A 26,679-nucleotide genomic window follows, 5' to 3' on the forward strand; every position below is an offset into this window, starting at 1 on the left:
TTTTAAAAGCCCTTGACGTATATTAAAAAACGGTTATATTTTCTCGTCTCACTTGAGTTAGCTCGGGTGGGTTATACGCCTTTAGAGGCGGTTCTTTGATAAGCGAATAAGCGACAGGACTTGAGAGCCTGCTTTTCCTTTAATCGGGTTTAGAGGGCTTTAGAAGATTGGGCTCGTAGCTCAGCCGGCTAGAGCGTTCGCCTGATAAGCGAGAGGTCGGAGGTTCGAGTCCTCCCGGGCCCACTGGCAGAAATCTTAAAAAGATTTCTGCATTTGAGATTTCAAATTTGAGATTTGAGATCTGTTTGGTCTCGGGGCTGTAGCTCAGTTGGGAGAGCGCCTGGTTTGCATCCAGGAGGTCGTCGGTTCGACTCCGTCCAGCTCCATTGCCGCAGATAAAACCTGTGGATCTGGTATTTCAGATATGAGATATCAGATAAAGATCTTTTAAAATTTAATACAGTTGACACAAAAGTAAAGAATTCTAACAATTAGCGCGATAACGATTTAACCGAATCGAAAATCAGAGCAATAAGGATATTTATTTTTAGAATTTAGAATAGGGAATTTAGAATTAAGAATATTTGATTCTGACATTTTAGATCCTTTATCTAAGTTCAACTCATTATAAGACTGGCATTCATTAGAATGTTATCTTTAGTAGAGCGGAACACATCAATTGTAGAATAAGGTTTAGAGTTAGGTAAATCCTAATTCTTAATTCCTAATTCTTAATTGATTTAGATCAGTAATTGATTGATGTGGTCAAGTTACTAAGGGTACATGGGGGATGTCTAGGTATCGAGAGGCGACGAAGGACGTGGAAGGCTGCGATAAGCCCGGGGCAAGAGCCAAACATCTGTTAATCCCGGGATTTCCGAATGGGGTAACCTGTCAGGCCGGCGCAAGCTGTGCCTTTCGTCAACGGCTGAATTCATAGGCCGTTGAAGCTAACGCAGAGAATTGAAACATCTTAGTACCTGCAGGAAAGAAAATCAACCGAGACTCCGTCAGTAGCGGCGAGCGAAAGCGGACAAGCCCAAACCGGCGTGCTTGCATGCCGGGGTTGCGGGCACCAATACTAGAGTTACAAAGAAGCATATTATAGGAACGATCTGGAAAGTTCGACCATAGATGGTGAAAGTCCTGTACTTTACAATATAGCTTTCTCTTTTGGTGTACCAGAGTAGCACGAGACTCGTGGAACCTCGTGTGAAGCTGGGGGGCCCACCCTCCAAGGCTAAGTACTCCTCGATAACCGATAGTGCAAAGTAGCGTAAGCGAACGATGAAAAGCACCCCTTTTAGGGGAGTTAAAAGTACCTGAAACCATGTACCTACAAGCAGTCGGAGCCCTATTTAATATGGGTGACGGCGTGCCTTTCGCATAATGAGCCGGCGAGTTAACGTCTGTTGCAAGGTTAAGCACTTCCGGTGCGCAGCCGCAGGGAAACCGAGTCTTAATAGGGCGTAGTTAGTAGCAGGTGTTAGACGCGAAACCAGGTGATCTACCCATGGCCAGGTGGAAGGGGATGTAAAAATCCCTGGACGACCGAACCCACTAACGTTGAAAAGTTAGGGGATGAGCTGTGGGGAGGAGTAAAAGTCTAATCAAACCTGGAGATATCTCGTTCTCTCCGAAATAGTTCTAGGACTAGCCTCAGTTAATACCTTACAGGGGTAGAGCTACTGATTGGGATTGGGGGGCCACCAGCCTACCCACCCCTACCAAACTCCGAATACTGTAAGGCTTATGCTGGGAGTCAGACTATGTGCAATAACGTGTGTGGTCAAGAGGGGAACAACCCAGATCGCCAGCTAAGGTCCCGAATCATTGCTAAGTTACTAAGGAAGTCAGATTGCCCAGACAATCAGGATGTTGGCTTAGAAGCAGCCACCATTTAAAAAGTGCGTAATAGCTTACTGATCGAGCAATTTGGTGCCGATAATGAACGGGAATCAAGCAATGAACCGAAGCTGCGGATTTGTATTTATACAAATGGTAGGAGAGCGTAATAGTCAGCGTCGAAGCGGTACCGCAAGGAGCCGTGGAGCGTCTATTAGTGATTATGCCGGCATGAGTAACGATAAAACAGGTGAGAATCCTGTTCGCCGAAAACCTAAGGTTTCCTGGGGAAGGTAGATCCGCCCAGGGTTAGTCGGCCCCTTAGTCGAGGCTGAAAGGCGTAGACGATGGGCAGCAGGTTAATATTCCTGCACTATGTAGATGGACGAAAGCAGTGACGCATTTTTTAAGGCAATCCCGTGATTAGTCGAGCGGGTTTCGCAAGATCGAGGCCGTATATGATGCCGAAGTTGCCGGCAAAGGTGCCGAGAAACAGCTGCTGTAGATTGAAATCTGCATAACCGTACTAAAACTGACACAGGTAGGTGAGGAGAATATCCTAAGGCGCTCGAGAGAACCGTTGTTAAGGAACTCGGCAAATTGACCCCGTAAGTTCGCGATAAGGGGGCCCTATCCCGATTCGTCGGGAAGGGGACAGAAAAGTGGCACTGGCGACTGTTTACCAAAAACACAGTTCTCTGCTAACACGTACAGTGGATGTATAGAGAATGACGCCTGCTCGGTGCCGGAAGGTTAAGGAAGGCGGTTATCCGTCACTTGATTTATACGGAGATACACAATGTATTATGTATATGTACTTTATGAAGAAAACACAGAGAAATGCTACATCGGTTACAGCAGTGACTTGAAAACAAGAGTCTCAAGTCATAAGTCTGGCAGTGGTTGTAAAACCACCAGAAATGGTAACTGGCATTTAGTTTATTATGAAGCATATATGAGCGAATCAGATGCGAGAAAACGTGAGAAACGTTTGAAGAGCGGCAATGCCCGCAGACATTTGATGAATAGAATACAGAAAAGTTTAATGTGTAAATCAAGTGACGGAGAAGCTGACGACTGAAGCCCCGGTAAACGGCGGCCGTAACTATGACGGTCCTAAGGTAGCGAAGTTCCTTGTCGGGTAAGTTCCGACCTGCATGAACGGCGTAACGACTGGTGCACTGTCTCAACAACGGACTCGGTGAAATTGTAGATGTGGTGAAGATACCACATACCCGCGGCAAGACGGAAAGACCCCGTGAACCTTTACTGCAGTCAGGTATTGGTACCTGGTATATCATGCGTAGGATAGGTGGGAGGCTTTGAAGCGGTTCTTCTGGGAATCGTGGAGCCATCGTTGAAATACCACCCTTGGTGTATTAGTTATCTAACTCTGAGCCTTGAATCAGGACAGAGGACCGTGCTTGATGGGCAGTTTGACTGGGGCGGTCTCCTCCCAAAGAGTAACGGAGGAGTACAAAGGTACACTCAGCATGGTTGGCAATCATGCGTAGAGCATAAAGGTAGAAGTGTGCTTAACTGCGAGAGTTATAACTCGAGCAGATGCGAAAGCAGGTCTTAGTGATCCGGTGGTCCCGTGTGGAAGGGCCATCGCTCATCAGATAAAAGGTACTCCGGGGATAACAGGCTTATCGCCCCCGAGCGTTCATAGCGGCGGGGCGGTTTGGCACCTCGATGTCGGCTCATCACATCCTGGGGCTGTAGGCGGTCCCAAGGGTTCGGCTGTTCGCCGATTAAAGTGGTACGCGAGCTGGGTTCAGACCGGCGTGAGCCAGGTCGGTCCCTATCTGCCGTGGGCGTTGGAATCTTGTGGAGATGTTTCCCTAGTACGAGAGGATTGGGAAGCACTGACCTCTGGTGTACCAGTTGTGCTGCTAAGTGCATGCTGGGTAGCTAAGTCGGGAAAGGATAACCGCTGAAGGCATCTAAGCGGGAAGCCCACTCCGAGATGAGGATTCCATGATTAATATCTGAAGGACCCTGGAAGACTACCAGGTTGATAGGCCGGATGTGTAAGTGCAGAAATGTATTAAGCTAACCGGTACTAACGTCCAATAACTTGACCGCATCAATCAATTATTGATTATAAACTAATAGTGAATAGTGAAAAACTAATAGTGAAGGATTCAGCCTTGGGCTGATACTTTTTACAAGTACCAGCGAAGCGAATTCGACAACTATTAGTTAATAGTTATTCACTTATATTTATTAGTTTAACAAATATTCTTATTGAATTTGATTACAGCGTATTGATAGATTCTTTACGTGTCAACTGTAGTAACTTTATATACAATACGGTTTAAGTGAACAACTAATAACTATTAGTTATTCACTATTAGTTATTAGTTTACCCAAACCGTTTAGTAAATGAACTTGCCGGTGACCATACTGTTGGGGAAACGCCTGATCCCATTCCGAACTCAGAAGCTAAGCCCAACCGGCCGATGATAGTCCCTTGGGCGAAAGTAGGTTATCGCCGGCATTATGAAGCCCTTCTGGTTAAAACCAGGAGGGCTTCTTCTATTTTATAGTATAGGGCGGAGATGGTTTTTAAGTAATAGAGCGTATTATTCCGCCCTCAAGGCGAAGTGCGGTGCCGTTAATGGCATCGTTGGCAGCGATGAAGAGAACTGCCTGTTCAACTTCCAGCACGTCTATGAACCGTTGTATCAGCGAGTTTGGCTCGTGGGTTTTGAAATAGTTTGCGGTCAGCTCGTTTACGTCCTTATTCTCGGCCTCGGCGAGTGAATTGAAATAGCGTTCAACTCCCTCAGACCATGTCGGGCCGATGACCAGACTGTTTACGGTAACCTTTTTACCTTTTGTCAGTTCCGCCAGCGCCCTTGAGAGTCCGATAACGGCTGTCTTTGTTACGGAGTAATGCACCATCTGGGGCAGGGGTTTTATGCCCGCCTCGCTTGTGATGTTTATAATCTTGCCGCTGTTGTGCTGGAGCATTCCCCTGAGAAAATGCCGGCAGAGGCGGACAACACTCATAACGTTTACGTTCCAGTAGTGGTCCCAGTCAAAATCGGAAATTTCAAAAAAATTCGTGGTCTTAAAAACCCCGACATTATTGACCAGAATATCCAGTTTTCCCAGTTTATTGATTCTCTCGCACATGAGCTCAAGCTCTTCAGGTTTTGCGACATCGCCGGAGATGGCTATCGGTTCTCCAATAAACTCCTGCAGAGCAAGATACCTCTCAGCCTGCCGCCGCACCTTTTCCTGTTCACGGCCGTGTATGATCACTCTGGCACCCAATCGCAAAAACCCCTCGGCAATAGCCTTGCCGATGCCGGAAGTTGAACCCGTTACCAATACAAGTTTGTCCTTAATGACCATAATTTACCTCCGTAAACTAATCTGAAATAATTATCCTGTGCGATTTATTCTCCGATGATTTTTACCAGGACTCTCTTTTTGCGTTTTCCGTCAAACTCACCGTAAAATATCTGTTCCCATGGCCCAAAATCGAGCTCGCCTTTTGTGATTGCGACAACTACCTCGCGGCCCATGACACTTCTTTTGAGATGAGCGTCTGCGTTGTCCTCGAATCCGTTGTGGTCGTACTGATCGTATGGTTTTTCCGGTGCCAGTTTTTCGAGCCAGCGTTCAAAATCGCGATGCAGCCCCGGCTCATCGTCATTGATAAAGACGCTGGCGGTTATATGCATGGCGTTTACCAGCACGAATCCCTCTTTTATGCCGCTTTCACGTAGGCATTCATTGATTCTGGGTGTGATATTGATGTATTCCCGACGGTTTTTGATGTCAAACCACAATTCTTTTCTGTAACTTTTCATGTTGTAATACCTGTAATTATGTTTATCAAATACCATTACAGTCAGAATGGGCAATCAAAGACATCAGCCCGAAGCCCATTTAATGACGTCAAAAGTATTATAACACATAAAACCGTTTCTGGGAACAGTTTATTCCAATTTTAATGTAATTCCAACCATACACGTATTTAGTGTTGTTGAAAAACTTAAAAGTTACAGTTTTTTTGCCGGTGTTAAATATTTATTCCTGGGGCAGGTAGCCTTCGAGCCAGTTATCCGTGAGAATCATCAGGTCATAGACGTCAACCGTCCCGTCCTGGTTTATGTCGCAGCGGCTGTTCCAGCCGGCATCTGCCGCGGTTGTGTTCCAGGCAGCGGCAAACGCGGCGAAGTCTTTATTGTCTATAACGCCGTCAAGGTAATAGGGGGCGATATCGGCCGTGCGGTAGAAACGCTCTATCTCGAGAGATGGGTTTGAATAGTCCAGCAGACCGCCGTAAATTTTCAGGTTAAACTGTGTAAAAAGGTTTGTTCCGATGATCCCGTCAAGGTTGCCTCCGGCAGGGGATGCGATGTCATAAACGACTACCGGCACATTAGTTGCGATAAACCATTCGCCGAAGATCGGTATCTCGAGCCGGTCTATATAGAACCCTGGAGCCATTTCTGAGCCGCCGGTTGCGTCCTTAATTTCAACTTCAAAGTCAGGGTTTGAGCCGTCGAGCCCCAGAAGGGCGGCAAGTGCTGATTTAATAACCGTTACCTGGGCACCAGTGTCGAACATAAACTGAGTTTTTTCAGTTGCTTCGTTGCCGTTGTTTTCGAGATTAACATATTCGAGAAAGAAAAGACTCTGCTGAGGCACGTATGAGAGTGAGAGGGTCGAGCCGACCTGAGGCCGGTACATCAACTCGTTCATGAGGTAATCCATGTCATAAAAATATGACACGTCGGTAGAACCTGCGGGGTTGTATCTTAGCGGTACGGCAGTGCTATAGTCGGGTATTTGTGACTCCCAGCCCTGATAAATTGTAACATCAGGTGTGGAATAGGTTTGCCCGTCTCGCTGAAGGGCTATTCTGTTTTCGTTGTCAATGACTGTTGTATAGCACGCCGCAATCGGACAGCCAATGGCGGTGGGGTTGTCAAATTCGGTATATCCCAGTCCAACGCCGAAAGAGAGGTTGTAAAGTCCCATCATGGAGCTAAGGTCAGCAGGTGAGCCTGGACTTTGGTCATCTATCGCTGCCAGACCCTGGACAAAGAGCCCTATTGGCGCTGTAACTCCCAGGTCAACCGTTCCGTTAGCACCGGTGATCTGCATTACGTTTGGTGTAAGGTATGAATAATTGCTGTCGGGATACATGGAATGCGAGGTATCGAAGAGGTTGAGCAGCACAGAATTCTCATAGCTGATTATTGAGACCGATGCACCCGTGTCAAAAAGGCCTATCGCGAAGTCTTCCGACGGGTTGGGGGCGGTGTAGTTGCCATAGGGGCTTGACGCGGGCGATGCGGTCATTTCGTCCTCTATGCCTGCATCTGTCGTTGTAAGTGCCACCAGCGGAACAAAGCCGCCGATGGGAGGTGAGTCGATCGTGTTTGCGGGCGGCTCTGCGGCGGTCTGGGATTTCATAATGGATTTAGTTACAGGTTCGTTGTAAACCTTTATTTCACCAGTTTTTATTGATGAAGCAGTAACTGCCGCCGCCGTGAGGGCGGCTATGTAAAGAACGATAGACGATTTCATGGGTTACCCCCATTGTAAAAAGTGTTGGAAGGTCATATCCGCCGCGGTTGGCAGATTTTCATGACCAAAGTCTGGAAATATCTCCAGTTTTTTGTCGGCTTTTATATTGTTATAAGCGGCAAAGATGCTTGAGGGCGGGCAGATAGTGTCACGCAGGCCGACAAACATCAGAGTTTTTGCTTTTATTTTCTCGCTAAGGTGGTAACAATCTATATATCCGAGCTTTGTGAAAACTTCTGTTTCTTTTTTGTGCAGCGGGTCGAAACGCCTGAAATACTGCTTTATCTCATCGTAAGCCTTTGTTTCCAGATCAAGGCTCCATACTCTCTGATAGTCGCAGAGGAAAGGGAAAATCGGGGCAATTCTGCTGACCCTCGGTTCAAGCGCTGCACAGGCGAGTGTCAAACCGCCGCCCTGGCTTCCGCCGAAAGCGCCAAGGCGTTCAGAATCGGTTTCGGGCATATCTAATACAATCTTTGCCAGCATTGCCGTGTCAAGGTATATATCCCTGAAGAGCAGGTTTTCAGGCGAGTTTTGCAGACCGCGTATAATATGCCCGTCATAAGTGTAGCCATCTACTGGGTTAACGTCCTGGGAAAGGCCTCCCTGTCCGCGGCAGTCCATCGCCGCGATGATAAATCCGCAGCCGGCATATCCGAGCAGGTCCGCCCAGTCGCCTGCGCTGCCGCTGTATCCGTGGAACTTGAGCAGTGCGGGTAATTTGCCGGATATTTTTTTCGGCTTACATAGTTTTGCGTGGATTCTCGCACCCTTGGCGGAGGAGTAGAACATGTCGAAGCATTCTATGCCCGGCGTCTGGAAATCAGCCCTTATCAGCTCAAAAGCGGGGTCAATAGTCCTAATCTGGGCAACCGACTCGTTCCAGAATTCATCAAAGTCATCTGGTTTTGGGTTTGTTCCGCGGTAGTCCCGGAGTTTATCAAGGGGCATATCAACTATCGCCATGTTTATTGAGCCTTTCTGTTACATCTATTTGTATCTGCCGTTTTTAGTACGTAGAATAATTCCAAAAGATTGGATAAATCTGGTTGTTATCGCCGAATTACTTAAAATATTTTTTAAGTTTATCGACCATATCTGTTTTTTCCCAAGTGAAATCAGCGAGGTTTCTGCCGAAATGTCCGCCTCTTGCGGTATTTTCATATATCGGGCGTTTCAATTTGAGATAATCAATGATTTCATGAGGCGTGAGCGGGAATAACTCTCTGACAGCGGCCTCGAGATCTCTTTCTGAGACTTTTGCCGTTGAGTTTGTTTCAACATAAACGGAGATAGGTTCGGCGATACCGATTGCGTAGGAGAGCTGCAGCTCGCAGGAGTCAGCGAGTTTTGCCGCTACGATATTCTTGGCGATGTAGCGTGCCATATAGCTTGCCGAGCGGTCAACCTTGGAAGGGTCTTTGCCGCTGAATGCGCCGCCGCCATGGCTGCCGTGGCCGCCGTATGTGTCAACGATAATTTTCCTGCCGGTAACGCCGCAGTCGCCTTTGGGACCGCCGATAACAAATTTACCCGTAGGGTTTATATGGTATATCGTTTTATTGTCTATGAGTTTAGCCGGTACACAGGGCTTTATGACCTTTTCGATAATCTGTTTTTCCAGCTCGCTTCGTTTGACGTCGGGGTCGTGCTGGGTGGAAACGACAACAGTGTGCACTCTCTGTGATTTGCCGTCGAGGCTCTTTTCGATAGTTATCTGTGACTTGCCGTCTGGCCTTAGCCAGCTAAGCGTGTTTTTCTTGCGCAGTTTTGTGAGCTGGTCGGTGATTTTATGTGCCAGATATATACTCAGCGGCATGTATGATCTTGTCTCGCTGCACGCATAGCCGAACATGATTCCCTGATCGCCTGCTCCCTGCTCCTTGTGAAGGCCTCTGCCCTGGTCAACGCCCATGGCGATATCAGGGCTTTGTTTGTTAAGGGCGGTTAGAACTGCGCAGTTTTCATAGTCAAACCCAAGCTCGGGCCGAGTGTATCCGATGTCTTTGATTGTTTTTCTGGCGACGTCCTGAATGTCAACTACCGCTTTGGTTGTGATTTCGCCGGCTACTATTACAAGCCCTGTACTTACGAGAGTTTCACATGCTACTCTGCTTTCGGGGTCCTGTTCGAGCATAGCATCAAGAACCGCGTCCGATATCTGATCGGCGACTTTGTCGGGATGTCCCTGTGTTACTGATTCACTTGTGAAAAGCAGCCCTGCCGAAGCAGGAGATTTCTTTATATTTGATTTTTTCTTAGCCATTTATTGACTTTCTAAAAGTGGTCATTGGTTGGTATCGTTTAAAAGCCAGTTGTATTTTCTGAATTTTATATCAAAATTAACTTTTGTAAACAGGATTGTATCCTGTGGTTCTACATATTCACTCGCCAGGTTTAGGTATGCTCGGGTTTCTGTATCTCTTGCCCTGAAACGCAGATCCGTGCTGTGGCTTTTCATGATATAATCTTTAAACATCTTAAACGCCGGGGGCAGGTAAATCTTTCTTTCTGAATAATTTACATCTACTCCCTCTGGTGATTTTATGAAGGCTTTGAGCTGTGCTTCAAGCTGTTTTTCAAGTTTACTGCCGATGTAGGCATCTTTTCTTATGGGTGGCGAGCTCATACTTGCGTAGCAGAGCCCGAAAAATGCTTTTGTGTTGTCAGTCAAAACGGCGATTGCCTCCTGCATCTCGTCAAGAGTGTACTCGGTTCCCATGATGTTAAAATATTTTTTTGTTCTCGGGCTGCTTATGTGCATTATGCTGTTTGCAGGATAGAAAAACAGCTTGAAACGAGATGGCTCAATCGGGTAATTGTCGATAATCAGTTTTATCGCGGAGATATTGTGAGCATTTATCCAGAAGGCTACCTGGTCGTCCTGTTCCCATTCGGCAAACTCTATGATATCCACGTCGCCGAAATCTTTCATCAAATGGATCAGGTCGGAGCGTTTGCGGCGAAGGTTGGCGTAATCAATAAGCCCATCATCTGTTACGTGCTGGGAAAGAAACTGGTCGCAATCTTTGAATACCACGTGAATGTATTCTGGTTCTGCCTGCTGCTCAGGCTCCGGCGATGGTTCACTGTCTTCTGGGTTCTGGCCGGATTTTTCCTGCGGGTCAGGCGGTGTGTCGCCGGTGTCGCCTTGAGCTGTTTGGGTCGGCTCAGAGGCGTCAGGTTCAGCGGCAGTCTCCGAGGAAGCTCCTTGAGCCTGGTCTGTGCCGCTGTCTTGGCCGCCGTAAAGAATTGTTGCGGCAGCGATGGCAAATATAAGTGTGAATACGACTAAGTTGTTGTAACTAAGAATTTTATACATTAAGTAATTGTTAAAGTAAGCATAAACAATAACGAAAACAAATTATTATAAACATTATATAATTGAATAATATACTATCTTAACTTTGTTCTATAAAATTACCAGTCAATTTTTTTATCCCGTTATCTTTTCCATATTAAGGCAACCCCGCGGCGGGCAGTAGTGAATGGTTTTGCCTTGAAAACTGATATCATTTGTTTTGTATGCACTTTTTTGCTGTGAATGATTGTGTTTGTTTTGTTTCATTTTCTTTCATATTGCTTTCCATTTTAGCTTCCGAATGCTGTTTTGGCTTGCAATAAGGCGATAATCTGGTAATCTTTTTGTGTGTTGGCCGAGATAGAACGGCAAAACGGTACAAAACTATAAGAAATTTCACTTTTTTATTTAACAGGAGAATCAGATGGCAGGTAAAACCGCTATTGAGGAAAAATGTATTCAAACAATCCGCTTTTTGAGCGCAGAGGGCGTTCAGGCGGCAAAATCTGGTCACCCTGGTATGCCTATGGGTATGGCGGCGGCGGCTTTCGAGATATGGATGAACCAGATGCGTCACAATCCGGCCAACCCCAAATGGGACAACCGCGACAGGTTTGTTCTCTCTGCGGGCCACGGCTCGATGCTTCTTTATTCAATGCTGCATCTGACCGGATATGATCTGCCTCTTGATGAGCTGAAGAATTTCCGCCAGCTCGGCAGTCTTACTCCCGGCCACCCCGAATACGGCCACACACCCGGCGTTGAGGTTACGACCGGCCCGCTCGGGCAGGGAATCGCAAACTCCGTGGGTATGGCAATCGCTCAGAAATACCTTGCTGAATATTTCAACCGTGACGGTTTTGATATCTTCGACTACAAGATTTACTCTATCTGCGGCGACGGCTGTCTGCAGGAAGGTGTCTCGGGTGAGGCTTCTTCACTTGCCGGCCATCTGGGGCTTGGAAATATAATCCTGCTTTATGATGACAACAGCATAACTATCGACGGCGAGACAAGCCTCTCTTTCACCGAAGATGTCGCAAAGCGTTACGAGGCGTACAACTGGCACGTGCAGGAAATCGGCGGCGACGGTACCGACCTTGACGCACTTGCAAAAGCAATAGATAACGCCAAGGCGGAGACTTCGCGCCCGAGTATCATTAAGTTCCGCAGCCATATAGGTTTCGGCTCGCCTAACTTCCAGGATACGCACACTGCGCACGGCGCACCGCTGGGCGATGATGAAATCAAGCTGATGAAAAAGAATTTCGGCTGGGATCCTGAAAAGAGCTTTGAAATCGCCGATGATGTCAAAGAGCTGATGGGCGGCTGCACTGCCAAGGGCAAAGAGCTCGAGGGAGCGTGGAACGAAATGCTGGCTAAATACGCCGATGCCTATCCTGAGCTGGCTAAAGAGCTTAACGATGCCCGCGAAGGCCGGCTGCCGATTAACATTGATGAGCATCTGCCAATATTTGAGGCCGGCTCATCTGTTGCTACACGCAAGGCTTCCGGCGAGACAATCGGAGCGCTTATGCCAAAGCTGCCGCTGGTTCTTGGCGGCTCTGCAGACCTTACGCCTTCCAATAATACCCATTTCAAGGGTGCGGTTGACTTCCAGAAAGACACTCCCGAAGGCCGGTATATCCGGTTTGGCGTCCGTGAACACGCCATGGGAGCAATTTTGAACGGCATCAACGTCAGCGGGCTTCTTCGCTGCTACGGCGGTACGTTCCTGGTGTTCAGCGACTATATGCGAGGCGCTCTGAGGGTGGCGGCATTGAGCGGCTATCCGAGCATATTTGTCTTTACCCATGACAGCATTGGTGTCGGCGAAGACGGCCCGACACATCAGCCGGTAGAGACTGTTGCTTCTTTGAGGGCGTTTCCGAATATGCTTGTATTCCGTCCGGCGGATGCCGTTGAAACGACATACGCCTGGAAATATGCCCTTGAGAATAAAGATGCGCCTGTCGCTATGTGCCTGACGCGGCAGAATCTGCCGACACTTGACCAGAATAAATATAATCCCGCCGCAGAAGGTGTGGAAAAGGGCGCTTATGCCCTGAATAAGGTTGATAATCCCGATGTTCTGCTTCTGGCAACCGGATCAGAGGTTCAGCTGGCGGTTGCCGCGGGCGAGAAACTCGAGGCCGACGGGATAATGGCACGTGTTGTCAGTATGCCCTCGTGGGAGCTTTTCGAAAAGCAGAGCCGCGAATATAAGGATTCTGTGCTGCCGCCAAGCGTAACCGCAAGGGTAGGCGTAGAGGCCGGAGTTGACCAGGGATGGTATAAGTATCTTGGCCTTGAAGGTAAATTCATAGGAATGAATAGTTTTGGAGCATCAGCGCCGCAGGGTGAATGTTTCAAGCACTTCGGCATTACAGCAGAAGCGGTTGAAAAAGCCGCCAGAGAGCTGGTAAAATAAGCTCTGTATCAAAATCTAAATGATAAACAGGCTGCTCACTAATGGGCGGCCTGTTTTTTTTATGGGCTTATCCCGCGTTGGGCCGCCGGCGTAACCGCCCGTTTATCCCGATGTACGCCTCGACGGCTCTGGCGGGGTAAGTTCGGCTGTGCGGTGTTTGGAATAGGCTGATTTGGTGATCTTGGCGAGGTTTTGTTTGTTGCCGGTTTTTAAGAGAATTCGGAAATCTCTATACCTGCTCATTGCTTGGAAGAAACTTAATCATTATACAAATTTGCTTTATTCCTTCACGACCTTCATTTACTTCATGGTTTTAATTATTTACCATGAAGGCATTGAAGGTAATGAAGAGATTTAGTTTATTTCTTCATGCGTTTCATTTACTTCATGGTTTGTTATATCACAAAACTGCTCAATCCGTCTTTTAGTATTGGGACATTGAAGTTGATTAGGAAGCCTTGGCGTAAGCCCGAAAGTTTCATATACGATATTATTTGAGCTTCATGAATCGGTTTGATTAAATCTATAGCTTTTAACTCAATGATTATTTGATTCTCAACGACTATATCAATTCGATAGCCGCAGTCGAGATGAAAGCCTTTGTAATTGACCGCAAGAGGCTTTTCCCTCTCGAACTTAATGTTGTTTAATCGAAATTCATGACAAAGGCATTGCTGGTAGGCAGATTCGAGCAAACCCGGACCGAGGGACTTGTGTACGTCTATGGCGCAGCCTATTACCCTGTTGGACAGCTCACTGAACTGGATATTCTTATTTACTTTTGCCATTATTTCTGTCTCATTTTATTTGACAATGAAAACATACCAATTAATGCAGAGTTTTCTGTTTAGTTTTTAGAGTCGTTTTGCACTTTTTTATTTATTCCTTCATGACCTTCATTTACTTCATGGTTTTAATTATTTACCATGAAGGCATTGAAGGTGTTGAAGAATGTCTTTGTTTACTTTCAAAACTTTTACCCATAAAATAAAGGGAGCAAACTTTTCTGTTGCATGTTATTTCTAATAAATACTTTACATAACAGTTTGAAATACGGTTTTTCCTTTATGCCTTGTCTTGTTATACCCTATATATCATGCAAAGATTTACTACCAATTGAGCTCGCATCGTATTATAGGCAACCCACTGACAATGTCAACAGGATGCCTTGCTTGGGTTTCGCTGTTATGAGTGACATTTTTACGGCTGTGATGGGTTTAATTCGGGTTTGCGGCGGTGGTGAGGGCAGAGGAAAATCTTTTTATAAAGTTTTTTTTAATAGAAATTTATGTGTTTTACTGCAAGTATTATAATGCTTGACAATGGCGGGCAATGTGCTATATTAGAATGTTGTTGATTTGACTTTTTTTAATTACAGGAGTTTAAAATGAACAGCTTTAGTGAGCTTGTGAAGAAGTGCCGCAGTTACCGGCGTTTTGACGGCAGCCATCAGGTAGCCAAACAGACCCTCATTGACCTTGTAGGCCTTGCCAGGTTTACCGCCTCCGGGGCGAATCTCCAGCCGCTTAAATATATCATAAGCTCAGATGAGCAGAAGAACGCAGTGATCTTTGATTCACTTGCCTGGGCCGGATATCTGACTGATTGGGACTGCCCGGCCAAAGATGAAAGGCCCAGCGGCTACATCATCATTCTAAATGATACGACAATCGCTAAAATCAGCGGTTACGATCCCGGCATAGCCGCACAGACCATCATGCTCGGCGCGGTTGACAGGGGCCTGGGCGGCTGCATGTTCGGCTCAATTAACCGCAAAAAACTTTCTCAAAATCTGAAAATACCAGAGAAGTATGAGGTTCTGCTGGTGTTGGCGATCGGAAAGCCCGTAGAAACGGTAGTTCTCGAAGATGCCGATGGAGACATAAAATATTACAGGGATGAAAACCAGGTTCACCACGTGCCCAAACGCACACTTGATGAGCTGATTCTCGATCTGTGATGATGGGAGTGCTTTACTTGCTCTGAGAGGAGTTTGCTTTATGGCGTTTGTGCTTAATTTGATCTGGTTCATTCTCGGCGGGTTAGTGCTATGCATTACCTGGTTTCTTGGCGGGTTAATAATGTGCATAACCGTAATTGGGATCCCGTTTGGAGTGGCCTGTTTCAGGATAGCAGGATTCATAGCATTTCCATTTGGCAAGGATATAATTGACGCGCGGCTTCTCGGCGAAAAAAGAATAACCGGAACTGCTTTGATGAACTTTCTCTGGATCGTTCTGGCGGGAATATGGCTTGCTATATCGCACGCAATCGCGGCGGTGCTTTGTTTTATAACCATAATTGGAATCCCCTTAGCCGTGATCCACGCCCGAATGGCGAGGGTCAGTTTTGCGCCTCTGGGCAAGAGGATAGTCATAAAGTCTGAGGTAAGAGAAGCAATAAAGTACAATACCAGAGCTAAAATAGAAAAGCGTAAAAAGGCATGAGTTAAAAAGAGAAATCAAAATATTTTCTCTGATTTTTATCCGCAAGGCAGTAATTTGGTATTTGCAATTAATTCAGCTATATGTTATAGTAGAATTATGAGTTTTGTTTTTTGAAATGAGATGATTGTTTAAATGCAAAATCTATTAAAAGTTTCAATATAATGAGATTTATTAAAAAAGGAGATACTAAAATGCCTAAATTTGATGGAACAGGACCTGCCGGCCAAGGTCCGGGAACCGGACGCGGCTTAGGCCGTGGGCAGGGCGGCGGCAAAGGCGCAGGAGGCGGCCCGTATGCCGCAGGACCAGGCGGAAATTGTGTCTGTCCCAAATGCGGCCAGGCTTTGCCTCACAAAACAGCTCAGCCCTGTAATCAGATGACATGCCCCAAGTGCGGCAGTAAAATGACACGAGGTTAAATATTTAGAAAGGAAACTAATTATGCCGGAATTTGCAAATCCCTTCAGTTGTCTTGCAAATGATAGAAAACTCACCGATGCGGAGTTGATCAGATCAATCCGTTTCATGATAGCCGCTGAGTATGAAGCCATTCAGCTTTATATGCAGCTGGCCGAATCAACAGACAACAAACTTGCCAAAGAAGTTCTCATTGACATAGCTGACGAAGAGCGTGTTCATGCGGGCGAGTTTTTGAAACTTCTTCACCATCTGGCACCCGATGAAAAAGATTTCTATGCCGAAGGAACCGAAGAAGTAGAAGAAATGATCGAAGAGTTAGAGAAAAAGAAATAACTCGCAGTTCTTCAGATTCTTGACATATTTTGCAGCGGCGGAATTCTGGCTCTCAAGCCGGGTCTGCCTTCAGGCGGTTCCTGCCGGTGATTATAAACAGCCGGCGCAGCGCGTCCGGGTAGAATCGCTGCGCCGGTTGGCAAAAGTTAAATTGTACTTATAATCCGGTCAAATGCGCGGGTGTCTTTTGAGTGGGTCAGAATTTCGGTTCCCATCCGGGCTCGTATTCGCGGCTCCACATTTTTATCGCTTTGGCATTGTTAATGATATGGCCGCTTGCGGGGTCGCATTCTAGGGTTGTGTTGAGCTTTGCGGATATATTCGCCAGATGCCCCAGCAGTATCGATTTGTGGCCTTCATCAATCGGGGAATTAACCTTGCCTTTGCCGATAATCGCGTTTATAAGGTTTTCAGCGTGATAGTCATTGAGGCCGGGGTCAATCGTGTTTGTGCTGCTGGTATCGCTTTTCTTTCCGGGGGCTTCTTCTCTGATTAGTTTTCCGTCCAGGTCGAGGATCTTGTATCTGTTGGAGTAGTATTCTATGACGCCTTTATCGCCGAAAAATGCTACGCCGCGTGTCTCACGGTCGTAGGTCTTGTATTGACTGCCGCTCAGGCCCTCCCAGGTAATCATTCTATCGTCTTTGTACTGAATAGCGATATTTTGGGTGTCCCAGAATTGCCAGTCATCCTGATTGGGGTAGTGTATCCTGCCGGCAGTGCTGTTTACTCTTTTTGGGTAATCAACCTTAAGCGCCCAGCGTGCTACATCGAGCTCATGTGAAGCGTTGTTCAAAGACTCGCCGGTTCCCCAGTTCCAGAACCAGTGCCAGTTGTAGGGATGTATGTTGTCACGGTAATCAGTCCTGGGTGCCGGGCCCTGCCAGAGGTTCCAGTCAAGATACGCCGGTACATCTACCTTTTTTCCATAGCCGATAGGGCCGCGTTTATTTGAGTACCAGGTTTTTGCGTAATAAACATCGCCGATGACACCGCCGTGAATCTCGTCAATCATCTGTTCAACGATCTTGAATGACCGCCGCTGGTTGCCCATCTGAACTATGCCTCCGTATTTTTTCTGTGCGGCTATGAACATCTCGCCCTCTGCCGGGTTGTGGCTGCACGGCTTCTCTACGTAAACGTGTTTTCCTGCCGCCAGTGCCGCAATACCCATAGGAGCGTGCCAGTGGTCTGGAGAGGCAATTACCAGCAGGTCAACTTCTTTGTCATCCAGAGCCGAACGGAAGTCTTTGATCTGTTCGGGGATTGAACCCTGTGCCTTTTCAACAGCCGCGGCTGCATCCGGAAGGTATCTGCTGTCAACGTCAATTACATATTTTACCCGGCAGTTTGGGATAGAGGCGAATTTGGAAGCGAGGTATTTTCCCCTTGATCTAACTCCTGCAACGGCAGCAATAACCTTATTTGAAGCGTAATTCTGCGGTGCGGCAGGTGCGAGCCTGGAAATAAAAGAATACGTAAGTCCCGCGGCAGCGCCGAGTTTGCCGAAATCTCTGCGTGTAATCTGGTTTTTCATTTTTTAATCCTTTTTCAGTAAATAGTTTCCGGTGTTAGCTTAATTCAGTCAAGCTCTCTGATTTTTATACTCCTGAAATGCACCTCATTGCCGTGGTCCTGCAAGAGGATGTGACCTGTGTCGCGTTCTCCGAATGCCGGCCATACGCGGTATTTGCTGTATGCGACCAGTGCCCGCCACATCTGATTTCGGCGTTGGTATTCCACCATCTTGAGGTTGTTGAGCCAGTGTTCAACATGGTCTCCGCGTACTATTATATGTGCCTGATTCCAGTAATTCTGTCCGTGAAGCCGTTTGCCGTATGGGGCATCAGCGGCAATCAAATCGTACAGCGAGGCGAGTGTGCGGTTGTCGTTTACGCCGGCTTTGGCATCAGGGTGGTGTTTGTCGTCGAGTATCTGGAATTCACAGCCTATGCTGGAGCCTGCGCCTTTGTTGAGCTCGGTATCCACAAAATATTTTATGCCGCTGTTGGCACCTTTTGTAAACCAGAAGTCAACCTTCAGCTCGAAGTTTTTGTATTGCTTTACGGTGACAATGTCGCCGCCGTTTTCAGATTCTCCGCCGCCGGAGCTGTGGACAATTAGCTCACCGTCTTTTACTGACCAGCCTTTATCCGGGAAGCTCTTTAGTTTTGCCCCTCTCCAGCCGTTTGTTGTTTCTCCGTCAAAGAGCAGTTTCCAGCCTTCTTCCTTTTCGCGCTGACTGAGCTCATTATGCAGATAGTTGATCTGGCGTATATCTGTGTTTTCCGGCATCAGGTTTTGATGAATATTTTCCGTCATAATTCTGACGTTTTTCCAGCTGATCTTTGCCCCTGGTTTGGGTGTGGCGTGCACCTGAAGCCCAATAAAACCCTGCCGGACGTATTTATCCTCTTCTATAAGGTCTGCGCAGGGGACGCCGTTTACCCAGGTGCGGACCCTGTTTCCAACGGCTTCTATACGGAACCTGTTCCAGCCATCGACATCAAATGCGTTTCTGGCGGGTTGGTTTTCGTAAAGGGGATATAGCCACATTCTGCCGGCCTCATCGTATATGCCGCCGCTCCAGCGTCTTTCTGCCGGGTCGCATTCTACCTGCAAGCCGCCTACACGGTCGGTCTGTTCGTTCACGATTTGGCTGCGTATCTGAACGCCGGAATTGATCGGCTCATGAAGTTTCATGTCATATTCAAGAATGAAGTCCTTGAATTTTGCCTTTGTGCATAAAAAAGTGTTTATCTTAGAGTCTTTGCTCGTGCCTGTGATGACACCGTCCCTGATAGAAAACTCTGAGATGCCTCCATGTTTTTCCCAGGCATCGAGATTTTCTGCCGAGCTGAGGTAAAACCATCCTGGAGCGGCTGACGCTGCATAAGTTATTGTAAGTAAGGTGAATAAAAGAAATGCCAGGTTGAAGTTAAGTTTTTTCATTTTCAATCCTTTTCTGTAAAAAGTTGCACAATATTGTTGTGAAATTGTATAATACTTACTTGATATCAAATTAAATTGTATTATATTAACGTAATGTGTTGAGTCAAGGTTTTTTTCTCAGCAGTAATTGTTATGGCTTGGTTTTAACAGAAAAGGTTTTAAACATGCAGACAGGCAAAGAGTTAATAGATGCTATGTTAAAAGGCGGGCGTTACGAGCGTGTGGGGGTGTTTGATTTTATCTGGGAAGATACAATCGCCGGCTGGAAGCAGCAGGGACTTCCGGAACAGGAAAACGGCAGCCCGATTCACATCGCCTCACATTTTGGCTGGGATATCGATATGGTTGGCGGCTGGCTGGACTATATGCCTCTTAAGGGCTATGATGAGGTGGTTGAAGAGACGCAGGACTGGCATATACGCAGAAACGGTGCAGGTGCCGCTTTCAGGTACTGGAAGGGCAAGTCAAGCTGTCCTGAGCATATCGATTTCCGCATGACAAGCCGCAAAATCTGGGAAACTGATTACCGGCCGCATCTTCTAAAGCTCGACCCGGGCAGGATCAATGAAAAACTGATGCGTGAACATCTTGCGGCCGGCAGAGAGGGCGGCAGGTGGGTTTGTTTTACAAAGGCGTTTATATTCGAGGTGCTTCGTCAAAGTCTTGGAGATGTGTGCATGTATGAAAGTCTGCTTCTGGATCCTGAATGGATACATGATTTCAACCGGGTTTATACAGATTTTTATAAGATGCACTACACCTATATGTTTGAGAATATAGGCAAACCTGATGGAATGATACTGTGTGAGGATATGGGCTATACAGGTGCGGCGTTTTGTTCAGAGGCTGTCTTTGAAGAGCTGTTTTTCCCATATTTCGCGGAGATAATAGAGTTTCTCAAATCGCACGATGTTCATGTTCTGCTGCATTCCTGCGGTTATGTTCAGCATCTTGTGCCGCGTTTTGTTGAGCTTGGATTCGAGGGGATACATCCTTTGGAGGTAAAAGCCGGCTGCGATGTACGCAAGGCTGCCCGTGATTATGCGGATAAACTTCTGTTTCTGGGCGGGCTGGACAAGCGGGTTTATGAGAGCGGGGACCGTGAGCTGATCGCGAGGGAAACGAAAAAAATTATTACGGACATGAAGGCCCTCGACGCGAGGTTTGTTTATGCTCTGGATCATTCACTCTCGACCGCTGTGAAATACCAGGACTATCTCTATGGACTGGAAGTGTACAGAGAAAATTGCGGTTATTGACGAAAAGCTGACCCAAAAAGCCGCAGACCTTTTTTCTGCCAGAGAAAAAAATCTGGAAACCTGAGTTTATAAGTCTATAATCTAATAAACAAAGCAGTATTTGAAATTATTCAGAAAAAAGGCGGTAAAATGAAGAAAAACGCAGTGATAATTGTTGTTCTTGTCGTTCTGGCGGCAGTTTTTGTAGGGATTGGAATCAGCCGCAAGGGCAGTGATGCCGACTCGGACGGTTCGTTGACGATAGGCGTAATTCCCAAGGGTCTTACACATGTTTTCTGGCAAAGTGTAAAAGCCGGTGCTCAAGAGGCTTGCGACGAGGTTGGAGCAGATATGTACTGGAACGGCCCCGAGGTTGAGAGCGACCGTGACAAGCAGATTCAAATCGTAGAGGACCTGATGATCCGCAATGTATCGGGTGTTGTTCTTGCTCCGCTAGATGCCGAGGCACTTGTGCCTGTTGTAGAACGGCTTTATGAGCGAGAGATACCCTGTGCAATAATCGATTCGGGTATAGAAACCGATAAATATCTCAGCTTTATATCCACAGATAATTATCTTGGCGGCCAGTTAGCTGCCAGGCGCATGGGCGAGATTCTCGGCGGCGAAGGAAATGTGATCGTGATAAAATACGCTCAGGGCTCGGACTCCACCACTCAGCGTGAAAACGGTTTTATCGAGACGATAGAGAATGAATTTCCCGGGATATCGATAGTAGATACCAAATACGGGCTGACTACGGTTGAAACCGCACTCCAGGCTACAGAAGACCTTTTGACCAAAAATCAGGACGTTGACGGTCTTTTTGCCTGCAACGCGTCCACCTCTGTCGGTGCGCTTCGCGGGCTTGAGAGCCAGGGCCGTACAGAACGTATCAAGATGGTTGGCTTCGATGACGAAGACGCTATTATTAACGGTCTTGTAGAAGGCAAGGTTGACTCTATTGTCGTGCAGAATCCGTTTAAGATGGGTTATGAAGGGGTTAAGGCCGTTGTCGCTTCAATCGAAGGCAGGCCGGTTGAAAGACGTATTGATACCGGAGTAAAGGTTTATACAGCGGAAGACCTTAATGATCCCCAGGTCCGCAAGGCCCTTCGGCTGGAATAGCCACACAAAGAAAATCAGCGGTAAACAGTAGATTATGACAGAGAGCAAACAAAATCGTTCTGTATTGAGCATGGCCGGCATATCTAAGTCGTTCGGTCCGGTGCGGGCGCTGAGCGATGTGAATTTTGTTGTTCGCAAAGGCACTGTTCACGCCCTTGTCGGCGAAAACGGGGCCGGCAAATCGACACTGATGAAGGTTCTTGCAGGTGTGCACAGGCCCGATTCGGGCACTATCCGGATTCAGGGCAGAGAGCAGACCTTCAACGGCCCTCACGATGCTCTAAAAGCCGGCGTGTCTATGATATATCAGGAGCTTGACCTCGCGGAGGATTTGAGTGTTGCGGAGAATGTTTACCTTGGCGGAGAGCTGAAAAAAGGCTTTATGCTAAATCAGGCTCTGATGAATGAGCGGACTGATGCGCTCGCCGCAGAGTACGGATTCAATATCAGCTCAGGCGCGCAAGTCTCCGGGCTTTCTACCGGCGATTGCCAGATAGTAGAGCTGTTAAAAGCCCTGCACAGAAACGCCAACGTTATCGTAATGGACGAGCCGACATCTTCGCTGAGTAAAACCGAGGCTTCAAAACTCTTTGAAATTGTGCGAAATCTCCGCCGCGGCGGCATCTCGATAATCTATATCTCGCACCGCCTCGAAGAGGTTATCGACCTGGCCGATGATATAACCGTTCTGCGTGACGGCAGTGTGGTTCATACGGGAAAAATGCAGGATATGGATATTCCCCGAATTGTGCATCACATGGTAGGCCGCGAACTGAAGGATTTTTATCCCGCCAGGGATGTCTCGCCGGGCAGGGTATGTGTCGAGGCAAAACATATTACAGCCGTCGGCGTCAAAGACGTTTCTTTTAAGATAAAAAGCGGCGAAATCGTCGGCGTTGCCGGTCTTGTCGGTGCGGGCAGGACAGAGCTTGCTGAGGCGCTGTTTGGAGTCAGAGAAAAAACCGGCGGCACTTTGGCAATAGACGGGCGGGAGGTGAAAATCAATTCCCCCGCTCAGGCGATATCCGCCGGCATAGCACTGCTGACAGAGGACAGAAAGCGAACCGGTCTGTGCGTGGGGCTTGCCTGCAGCTGGAACGTAACACTGCCCAACCTTGAAAAAATCGGCATGAAACATTTCATAAGCCCTGCACGTGAGGATAAAGCTGTTATTGATATCGCCTCGAAGGTTTCGGTTAAATGGCCGTCTCCATCTGCTCCTGCGGACTCACTTTCGGGCGGAAATCAGCAGAAACTGCTTATTGCCCGGTGGCTCATGGCAGATTCGAGATTTGTCATATTCGATGAGCCCACCAGGGGGATTGATGTCGGGGCTAAAAAAGAGGTGTACAAAATTCTAAACACTCTGGCTGCTCAAGGCAAGGCGATATTGATGATATCATCAGAGCTGCCCGAGCTCTTCGGCGTGGCCGACCGGATACTTGTAATACGCGGCAGTGAGCAGGCGGCAGATCTGGTAACAGCGGAAACAAGCCCCGATGAAGTGATGAAATACGCCGCTACTGCTGAAAGCTGAAATTTACTGCTAAAAAACATAAGGATAGATACACAAAAATGAACAAAATGATTCGACAGATGCTGCCGTTCGGCACACTGATACTGATAGTATGTATTTTGTCGGCGATAAAGCCCGATTCGTTTTTAACCCTGGACAACTTTCTAAATGTGCTAAGGCGTTCAAGTGTAAACGGCATAATCGCTGTGGGTATGACTTTTATCATCATCAGTGCGGGCATTGATCTTTCTGTCGGCTCTGTCGCGGCTTTTTGCGGCATGGCAGGCGCCTGGACGATGCTTAAGGTCAGCGGGGGAGATTTGACGGCAGGGTCTATGGTGATCGGTACTCTGGCGGGTATGTTTGCCGGGCTTGTCTGCGGGTTTTTCAACGGCACCCTGATCACCAGTCTCAAACTTCAGCCCTTTATTGTAACACTGGGCTCAATGAGTATCTTTCGCGGGATATCTTATGTTATGCACGACGGCCAGCCTTTCAACGTTCCGCAGTACAAATATCTCGGCGAAGGGGTGATTGCCGGCGTTCCCGTCTCGATAATTATATTCGCATTGGTAACAGGTGTCGCCGCGTTCATAATGAAATATACCCGGCTTGGACGTTACACGTATGCGATGGGTTCTAATCAGCAGGCGGCGTTTCATGCCGGTATAAACGTGAAAAAAAATCTCGTGGCGATATATTCACTGACCGGCCTGCTTGTAGGCCTGGCGGCGATGATTTTGACCAGCAGGACGGTATCCGCTCAGCCGACAGCCGGCATTCAGCTTGAGCTGGATGTAATCGCGGCGGTTGTAATAGGCGGTGCCAGCCTTTCCGGCGGCTGCGGCGGCATTACGGGCACGATAATCGGTACGCTTCTGATCAGCTTTTTGCGGAACGGGTGTACTCTGTTGGGAATATCAACAAATGTTCAGCTGATTGTTATCGGTATTATAATTATCGCTGCGGTTGCGATTGATCAGGTTGCCAGGTCAAAAGCCGCAGACAGCACCAACTAAGGAGACGCGTATGAATGTAGAGACTATTAACCTCTCCGGCGGCAGAGGAGCTCAGGGTTTTACTGTTGAGCTGGGGCCGGTAAATCTGGTTTTTGTCAAGACCGATACCGGCATGATAGGCTGCGGGGCGTTTAATGTGATGGCGCTTGACAAGTTTGAATATCCCGCCGCCCGGATCGCCTCAGAAGACGGTTCGCCGATTCGCTGCCCCGATGATCTGCTCGAAGGCGTCGTTATAGAAGTCAACAAAACCGCCGCTGGTAAAGGGGCGGCACTGGAGCTCAAAGGCCGTGATGTTCTCGAAATGCTCTAAACGCGGCGTATTGAAGGGGGCGGGTTAGTTTCCGATCAGGACAACCTCGCCGGTGTCGGGGTCTTTGTAGCCGACCTGCAATCTTCCGCTGCAATCAGGGCATTTCAGGCTGGTGTCGGTGTTCATAAGTTCGAGCTGGCTTAAGCCTTCGGTCAGCTCTTTCATTTTCTTTTCGTATTCGCCTACCGACATTTCGACGACTTTGCCGCATTCTGTGCACTTGAGGTATATTGGTTTGCTTTTTGTTCCGTCAGTACCGCCGCCGACGGATATGTATGTTATTATACCTGCCGCGGCAAGGCATAAAACGGCGATTGCAATCATTACGGTTTTATTCATGGGTTATTCCTTAAGTAAGTTCTGAAACCTGTATTCTGCAATAGATCATTAAGCGTTTGCTTTTATGAGTTTGTCTGAGCCTCTGGGATTTGCGATCAAAGACGAGAGCAATACCGAACGCAGAGTAAAGCCCAGCCCTTTCTTGGCGTTTATGTGCTCTGGTTCGATTTCCAGCTCATACAGCCCAGGAGAATCAAAGGCAATCTCTCCGGCTCTGGTGCCGGCGTAAACTGCATGGCTTCCGGTGCGGGTTTCTTCGAAATCTTTTTTTATTTCCGTGTATAAAGTCTGGCCGGCGGCTGAGATTTTTATTTTGTGCCCGCCTTCCCAGTCAACCGGAGATGCCGGATCACCATCGGCCCGCGGCATAGATGTCAGAATACTGACCTCAAATCTGCCCGGTTGAAGCACCCTGAAAGACCATTTTACAGAGCCTTTTGGTTTGAGCCAGCTTTCGATTGAGCTGTTTGTGCCGGGTTTGAAATCGCCGCCGCTGTCAATGTCGGAATTTAGCACCTCAAGCGATATTTTACCGTCATGTTTTTGAGTGATCGTTTTATCGGCTGAAATTTCTTCGCCGCAATTCACTTCGACAGCAAGAGGCCTTTGGGTTTGCCATTGCGGTATGTCCACCGAAAGCATGTAGATTGATTTTTCGGGCAATATTTGCTGATTAAACGAGATATTGGCAGTCTGGTTTGACAGAAGGCTCATGTTTTTGACATGTGTGCGAAGTCCGGAAAGCTCAATCCTGCCGGCATCAGGGTCGGTTATGATCAGATAAAGCCTTTGGCCGGACTCTGTTACATATCCCCATTCAAAATCGCCTGTAAACGGGCTTGGTTTTGTACCGAAGACAGCGCGGGCGTTATCCTTTAGCCAGCTGCCGATGTACGCAGCGCTCTGTATGCTTTGGGTCGGGATTCTTCCTATGCCGTCCGGTCCGATATTGAGCAGATAGTTGCCGCCTTTGCTTATGACCTCGATAAGCTGGTTTAGAAGCAGCTGGGGGCTTTTCCAGTTGCGGTCGTGGGTTTTATAGCCCCACGAATCGTTCATTGTAGCCGGCACTTCCCAGGCCTGGCCGGTTCCTCCGGCGGGTATGTCGTTGTCTTCTGTCTGGCCGTAGTCGCCTATGCCGTGGCCGAGACGGCCGTTGACAAGGCAGTCCGGCTGAAGCCGGTGAACCAGCTCGAAGAGCTCCTTGCTGTGCCGTCGGGAAATCTGTACCGGCGTGTCGAACCAGATGAGACCGATGGGGCCGTAATTGCTCAGCAGTTCGGTTACCTGGGGTTTTACCTTTTCTTCAAAATATATGGAGAAATCTTTTTTTTCAGGGTCAAAGTCCCAGTCGTTACCGGTTCCGTGCGGGTGGTGCCAGTCCTGGTCCTGCGAGTAGTAGAGACAGAATTTTATGTCTCGCTTGCGGCACTGGTCAGCGAGCGCCTCTATCGGGTCGATGTTGAAGCCCGAGGCGTCTATGACGTTGTATCTGTTGCATTTAGAGCGATACATGGCGAAGCCGTCATGGTGCTTGGCGGTGAATACAAAATATCTGGCACCGGCGCGGGCGACGGTTTCGATCCAGCCGGCAGGGTCAAAAGCGGATGGATTGAATTTTTCGGCGAGCTGCTCGTATTCCTTTGCAGGGATTCGTGATCGCTTCATAATCCATTCCGCTATGTAGGGCGTTTTCTTATCTTTCCAGACACCTCCCAGCATCGAGTATAAGCCCCAGTGGACAAATATACCGAATTTGCGGTTAGTGAAGATGTCTTTTATAGCCTGTTCAGTCACGTCTGCTGCCTTCGCTGCCTTTCCTGTTATGATAAGAATGTTATCTT

The 26,679-nt window shown here is 47.7% G+C and carries 21 protein-coding genes, 2 tRNA genes and 2 rRNA genes; 14 read left to right on the forward strand and 11 right to left on the reverse strand.

Annotated elements, in window-relative coordinates; all coding sequences use genetic code 11:
• Positions 1–169 precede the first annotated feature (169 nt).
• From SMSP2_RS14335 to rrf, 4 genes are all read left to right on the forward strand, one after another.
• Positions 170–243: transfer RNA gene (locus tag SMSP2_RS14335), tRNA-Ile, on the forward strand.
• Between the two features lie 70 nt (positions 244–313).
• A tRNA-Ala gene (locus tag SMSP2_RS14340) sits at positions 314–386 on the forward strand.
• Positions 387–763: 377 nt separating this feature from the next.
• Positions 764–3,933 (forward strand): 23S ribosomal RNA (locus tag SMSP2_RS14345).
• A 308-nt stretch (positions 3,934–4,241) separates the two neighbouring features.
• Positions 4,242–4,348 (forward strand): 5S ribosomal RNA (gene rrf, locus SMSP2_RS14350).
• Between the two features lie 68 nt (positions 4,349–4,416).
• On the opposite strand, the gene SMSP2_RS14355 is transcribed toward rrf, so the two are convergent.
• The 6 genes from SMSP2_RS14355 to SMSP2_RS14380 all read right to left on the reverse strand — a co-directional run bounded on the left by SMSP2_RS14355 (position 4,417) and on the right by SMSP2_RS14380 (position 10,723).
• A complete protein-coding gene (locus SMSP2_RS14355) occupies positions 4,417–5,211 on the reverse strand; it encodes an SDR family NAD(P)-dependent oxidoreductase (protein WP_146684709.1) in 795 nt (264 codons plus the stop codon).
• 44 nt (positions 5,212–5,255) lie between these two features.
• Complete coding sequence (locus SMSP2_RS14360; RefSeq protein WP_146684710.1) at positions 5,256–5,672, reverse strand: secondary thiamine-phosphate synthase enzyme YjbQ; 417 nt, start codon at positions 5,670–5,672, stop codon at positions 5,256–5,258.
• Positions 5,673–5,892: 220 nt separating this feature from the next.
• Positions 5,893–7,401, reverse strand: a complete 1,509-nt coding sequence (locus SMSP2_RS14365) for an aspartyl protease family protein (protein WP_146684711.1) — start codon at positions 7,399–7,401, stop codon at positions 5,893–5,895.
• 3 nt (positions 7,402–7,404) lie between these two features.
• Complete coding sequence (locus tag SMSP2_RS14370) at positions 7,405–8,367, reverse strand: acetylxylan esterase (protein ID WP_146684712.1); 963 nt, start codon at positions 8,365–8,367, stop codon at positions 7,405–7,407.
• Between the two features lie 97 nt (positions 8,368–8,464).
• Positions 8,465–9,667, reverse strand: coding sequence for a methionine adenosyltransferase (metK, locus tag SMSP2_RS14375; RefSeq protein WP_146684713.1), 1,203 nt, complete (start codon positions 9,665–9,667; stop codon positions 8,465–8,467).
• A 21-nt stretch (positions 9,668–9,688) separates the two neighbouring features.
• The gene (locus SMSP2_RS14380; RefSeq protein ID WP_146684714.1) at positions 9,689–10,723 is read right to left on the reverse strand and encodes a DUF547 domain-containing protein; all 1,035 of its coding nucleotides are present in this window, start codon (positions 10,721–10,723) and stop codon (positions 9,689–9,691) included.
• A 403-nt stretch (positions 10,724–11,126) separates the two neighbouring features.
• On the opposite strand from SMSP2_RS14380, the gene tkt reads away from it, so the two are divergent.
• The gene (gene tkt / locus SMSP2_RS14385) at positions 11,127–13,133 is read left to right on the forward strand and encodes a transketolase (protein WP_146684715.1); all 2,007 of its coding nucleotides are present in this window, start codon (positions 11,127–11,129) and stop codon (positions 13,131–13,133) included.
• 395 nt (positions 13,134–13,528) lie between these two features.
• Here tkt and SMSP2_RS14390 read toward each other — a convergent pair whose 3' ends face one another.
• Positions 13,529–13,921, reverse strand: a complete 393-nt coding sequence (locus SMSP2_RS14390) for a GxxExxY protein (RefSeq protein ID WP_186804763.1) — start codon at positions 13,919–13,921, stop codon at positions 13,529–13,531.
• Between the two features lie 599 nt (positions 13,922–14,520).
• Here SMSP2_RS14390 and SMSP2_RS14395 point away from each other — a divergent pair.
• The 4 genes from SMSP2_RS14395 (at position 14,521) to SMSP2_RS14410 (ending at position 16,333) form a co-directional block, all read left to right on the forward strand.
• On the forward strand, positions 14,521–15,093 hold the full coding sequence (locus SMSP2_RS14395; protein WP_146684716.1) for a nitroreductase family protein: 573 nt from the start codon (positions 14,521–14,523) through the stop codon (positions 15,091–15,093).
• 40 nt (positions 15,094–15,133) lie between these two features.
• Positions 15,134–15,580: a YccF domain-containing protein gene (locus SMSP2_RS14400; RefSeq protein WP_146684717.1), complete on the forward strand. Its 447-nt coding sequence runs from the start codon at positions 15,134–15,136 to the stop codon at positions 15,578–15,580.
• 191 nt (positions 15,581–15,771) lie between these two features.
• A complete protein-coding gene (locus SMSP2_RS14405) occupies positions 15,772–15,999 on the forward strand; it encodes a hypothetical protein (RefSeq protein WP_146684718.1) in 228 nt (75 codons plus the stop codon).
• Positions 16,000–16,021: 22 nt separating this feature from the next.
• On the forward strand, positions 16,022–16,333 hold the full coding sequence (locus SMSP2_RS14410; RefSeq protein WP_146684719.1) for a ferritin family protein: 312 nt from the start codon (positions 16,022–16,024) through the stop codon (positions 16,331–16,333).
• A gap of 196 nt (positions 16,334–16,529) precedes the next feature.
• Here the strand turns inward: SMSP2_RS14410 and SMSP2_RS14415 are convergent, their stop codons facing one another.
• Together SMSP2_RS14415 and SMSP2_RS14420 are read right to left on the reverse strand one after the other, a co-directional pair.
• Positions 16,530–17,870: a Gfo/Idh/MocA family protein gene (locus SMSP2_RS14415; protein ID WP_146684720.1), complete on the reverse strand. Its 1,341-nt coding sequence runs from the start codon at positions 17,868–17,870 to the stop codon at positions 16,530–16,532.
• A gap of 44 nt (positions 17,871–17,914) precedes the next feature.
• A complete protein-coding gene (locus tag SMSP2_RS14420) occupies positions 17,915–19,285 on the reverse strand; it encodes a 3-keto-disaccharide hydrolase (protein WP_146684721.1) in 1,371 nt (456 codons plus the stop codon).
• 164 nt (positions 19,286–19,449) lie between these two features.
• Here SMSP2_RS14420 and SMSP2_RS14425 point away from each other — a divergent pair, with 164 nt between their 5' ends.
• From SMSP2_RS14425 to SMSP2_RS14445, 5 genes are all read left to right on the forward strand, one after another.
• Positions 19,450–20,544 (forward strand): uroporphyrinogen decarboxylase family protein, encoded by a 1,095-nt coding sequence (locus SMSP2_RS14425; protein WP_146684722.1) that lies wholly within the window; start codon positions 19,450–19,452, stop codon positions 20,542–20,544.
• Positions 20,545–20,673: 129 nt separating this feature from the next.
• Positions 20,674–21,648: an ABC transporter substrate-binding protein gene (locus SMSP2_RS14430; protein WP_146684723.1), complete on the forward strand. Its 975-nt coding sequence runs from the start codon at positions 20,674–20,676 to the stop codon at positions 21,646–21,648.
• Positions 21,649–21,682: 34 nt separating this feature from the next.
• A complete protein-coding gene (locus SMSP2_RS14435) occupies positions 21,683–23,185 on the forward strand; it encodes a sugar ABC transporter ATP-binding protein (RefSeq protein WP_146684724.1) in 1,503 nt (500 codons plus the stop codon).
• Positions 23,186–23,223: 38 nt separating this feature from the next.
• Positions 23,224–24,183 (forward strand): ABC transporter permease, encoded by a 960-nt coding sequence (locus tag SMSP2_RS14440; RefSeq protein WP_146684725.1) that lies wholly within the window; start codon positions 23,224–23,226, stop codon positions 24,181–24,183.
• Between the two features lie 10 nt (positions 24,184–24,193).
• A complete protein-coding gene (locus SMSP2_RS14445) occupies positions 24,194–24,496 on the forward strand; it encodes a YunC family protein (RefSeq protein WP_146684726.1) in 303 nt (100 codons plus the stop codon).
• 24 nt (positions 24,497–24,520) lie between these two features.
• On the opposite strand, the gene SMSP2_RS14450 is transcribed toward SMSP2_RS14445, so the two are convergent.
• Positions 24,521–24,835, reverse strand: a complete 315-nt coding sequence (locus SMSP2_RS14450) for a helix-turn-helix domain-containing protein (RefSeq protein ID WP_146684727.1) — start codon at positions 24,833–24,835, stop codon at positions 24,521–24,523.
• A gap of 48 nt (positions 24,836–24,883) precedes the next feature.
• Complete coding sequence (locus SMSP2_RS14455; protein WP_186804764.1) at positions 24,884–26,632, reverse strand: alpha-L-fucosidase; 1,749 nt, start codon at positions 26,630–26,632, stop codon at positions 24,884–24,886.
• Positions 26,633–26,679 lie beyond the last annotated feature (47 nt).

The organism is Limihaloglobus sulfuriphilus (assembly GCF_001999965.1).
GTDB classification, from domain to species: Bacteria; Planctomycetota; Phycisphaerae; order Sedimentisphaerales; family Sedimentisphaeraceae; genus Limihaloglobus; species Limihaloglobus sulfuriphilus.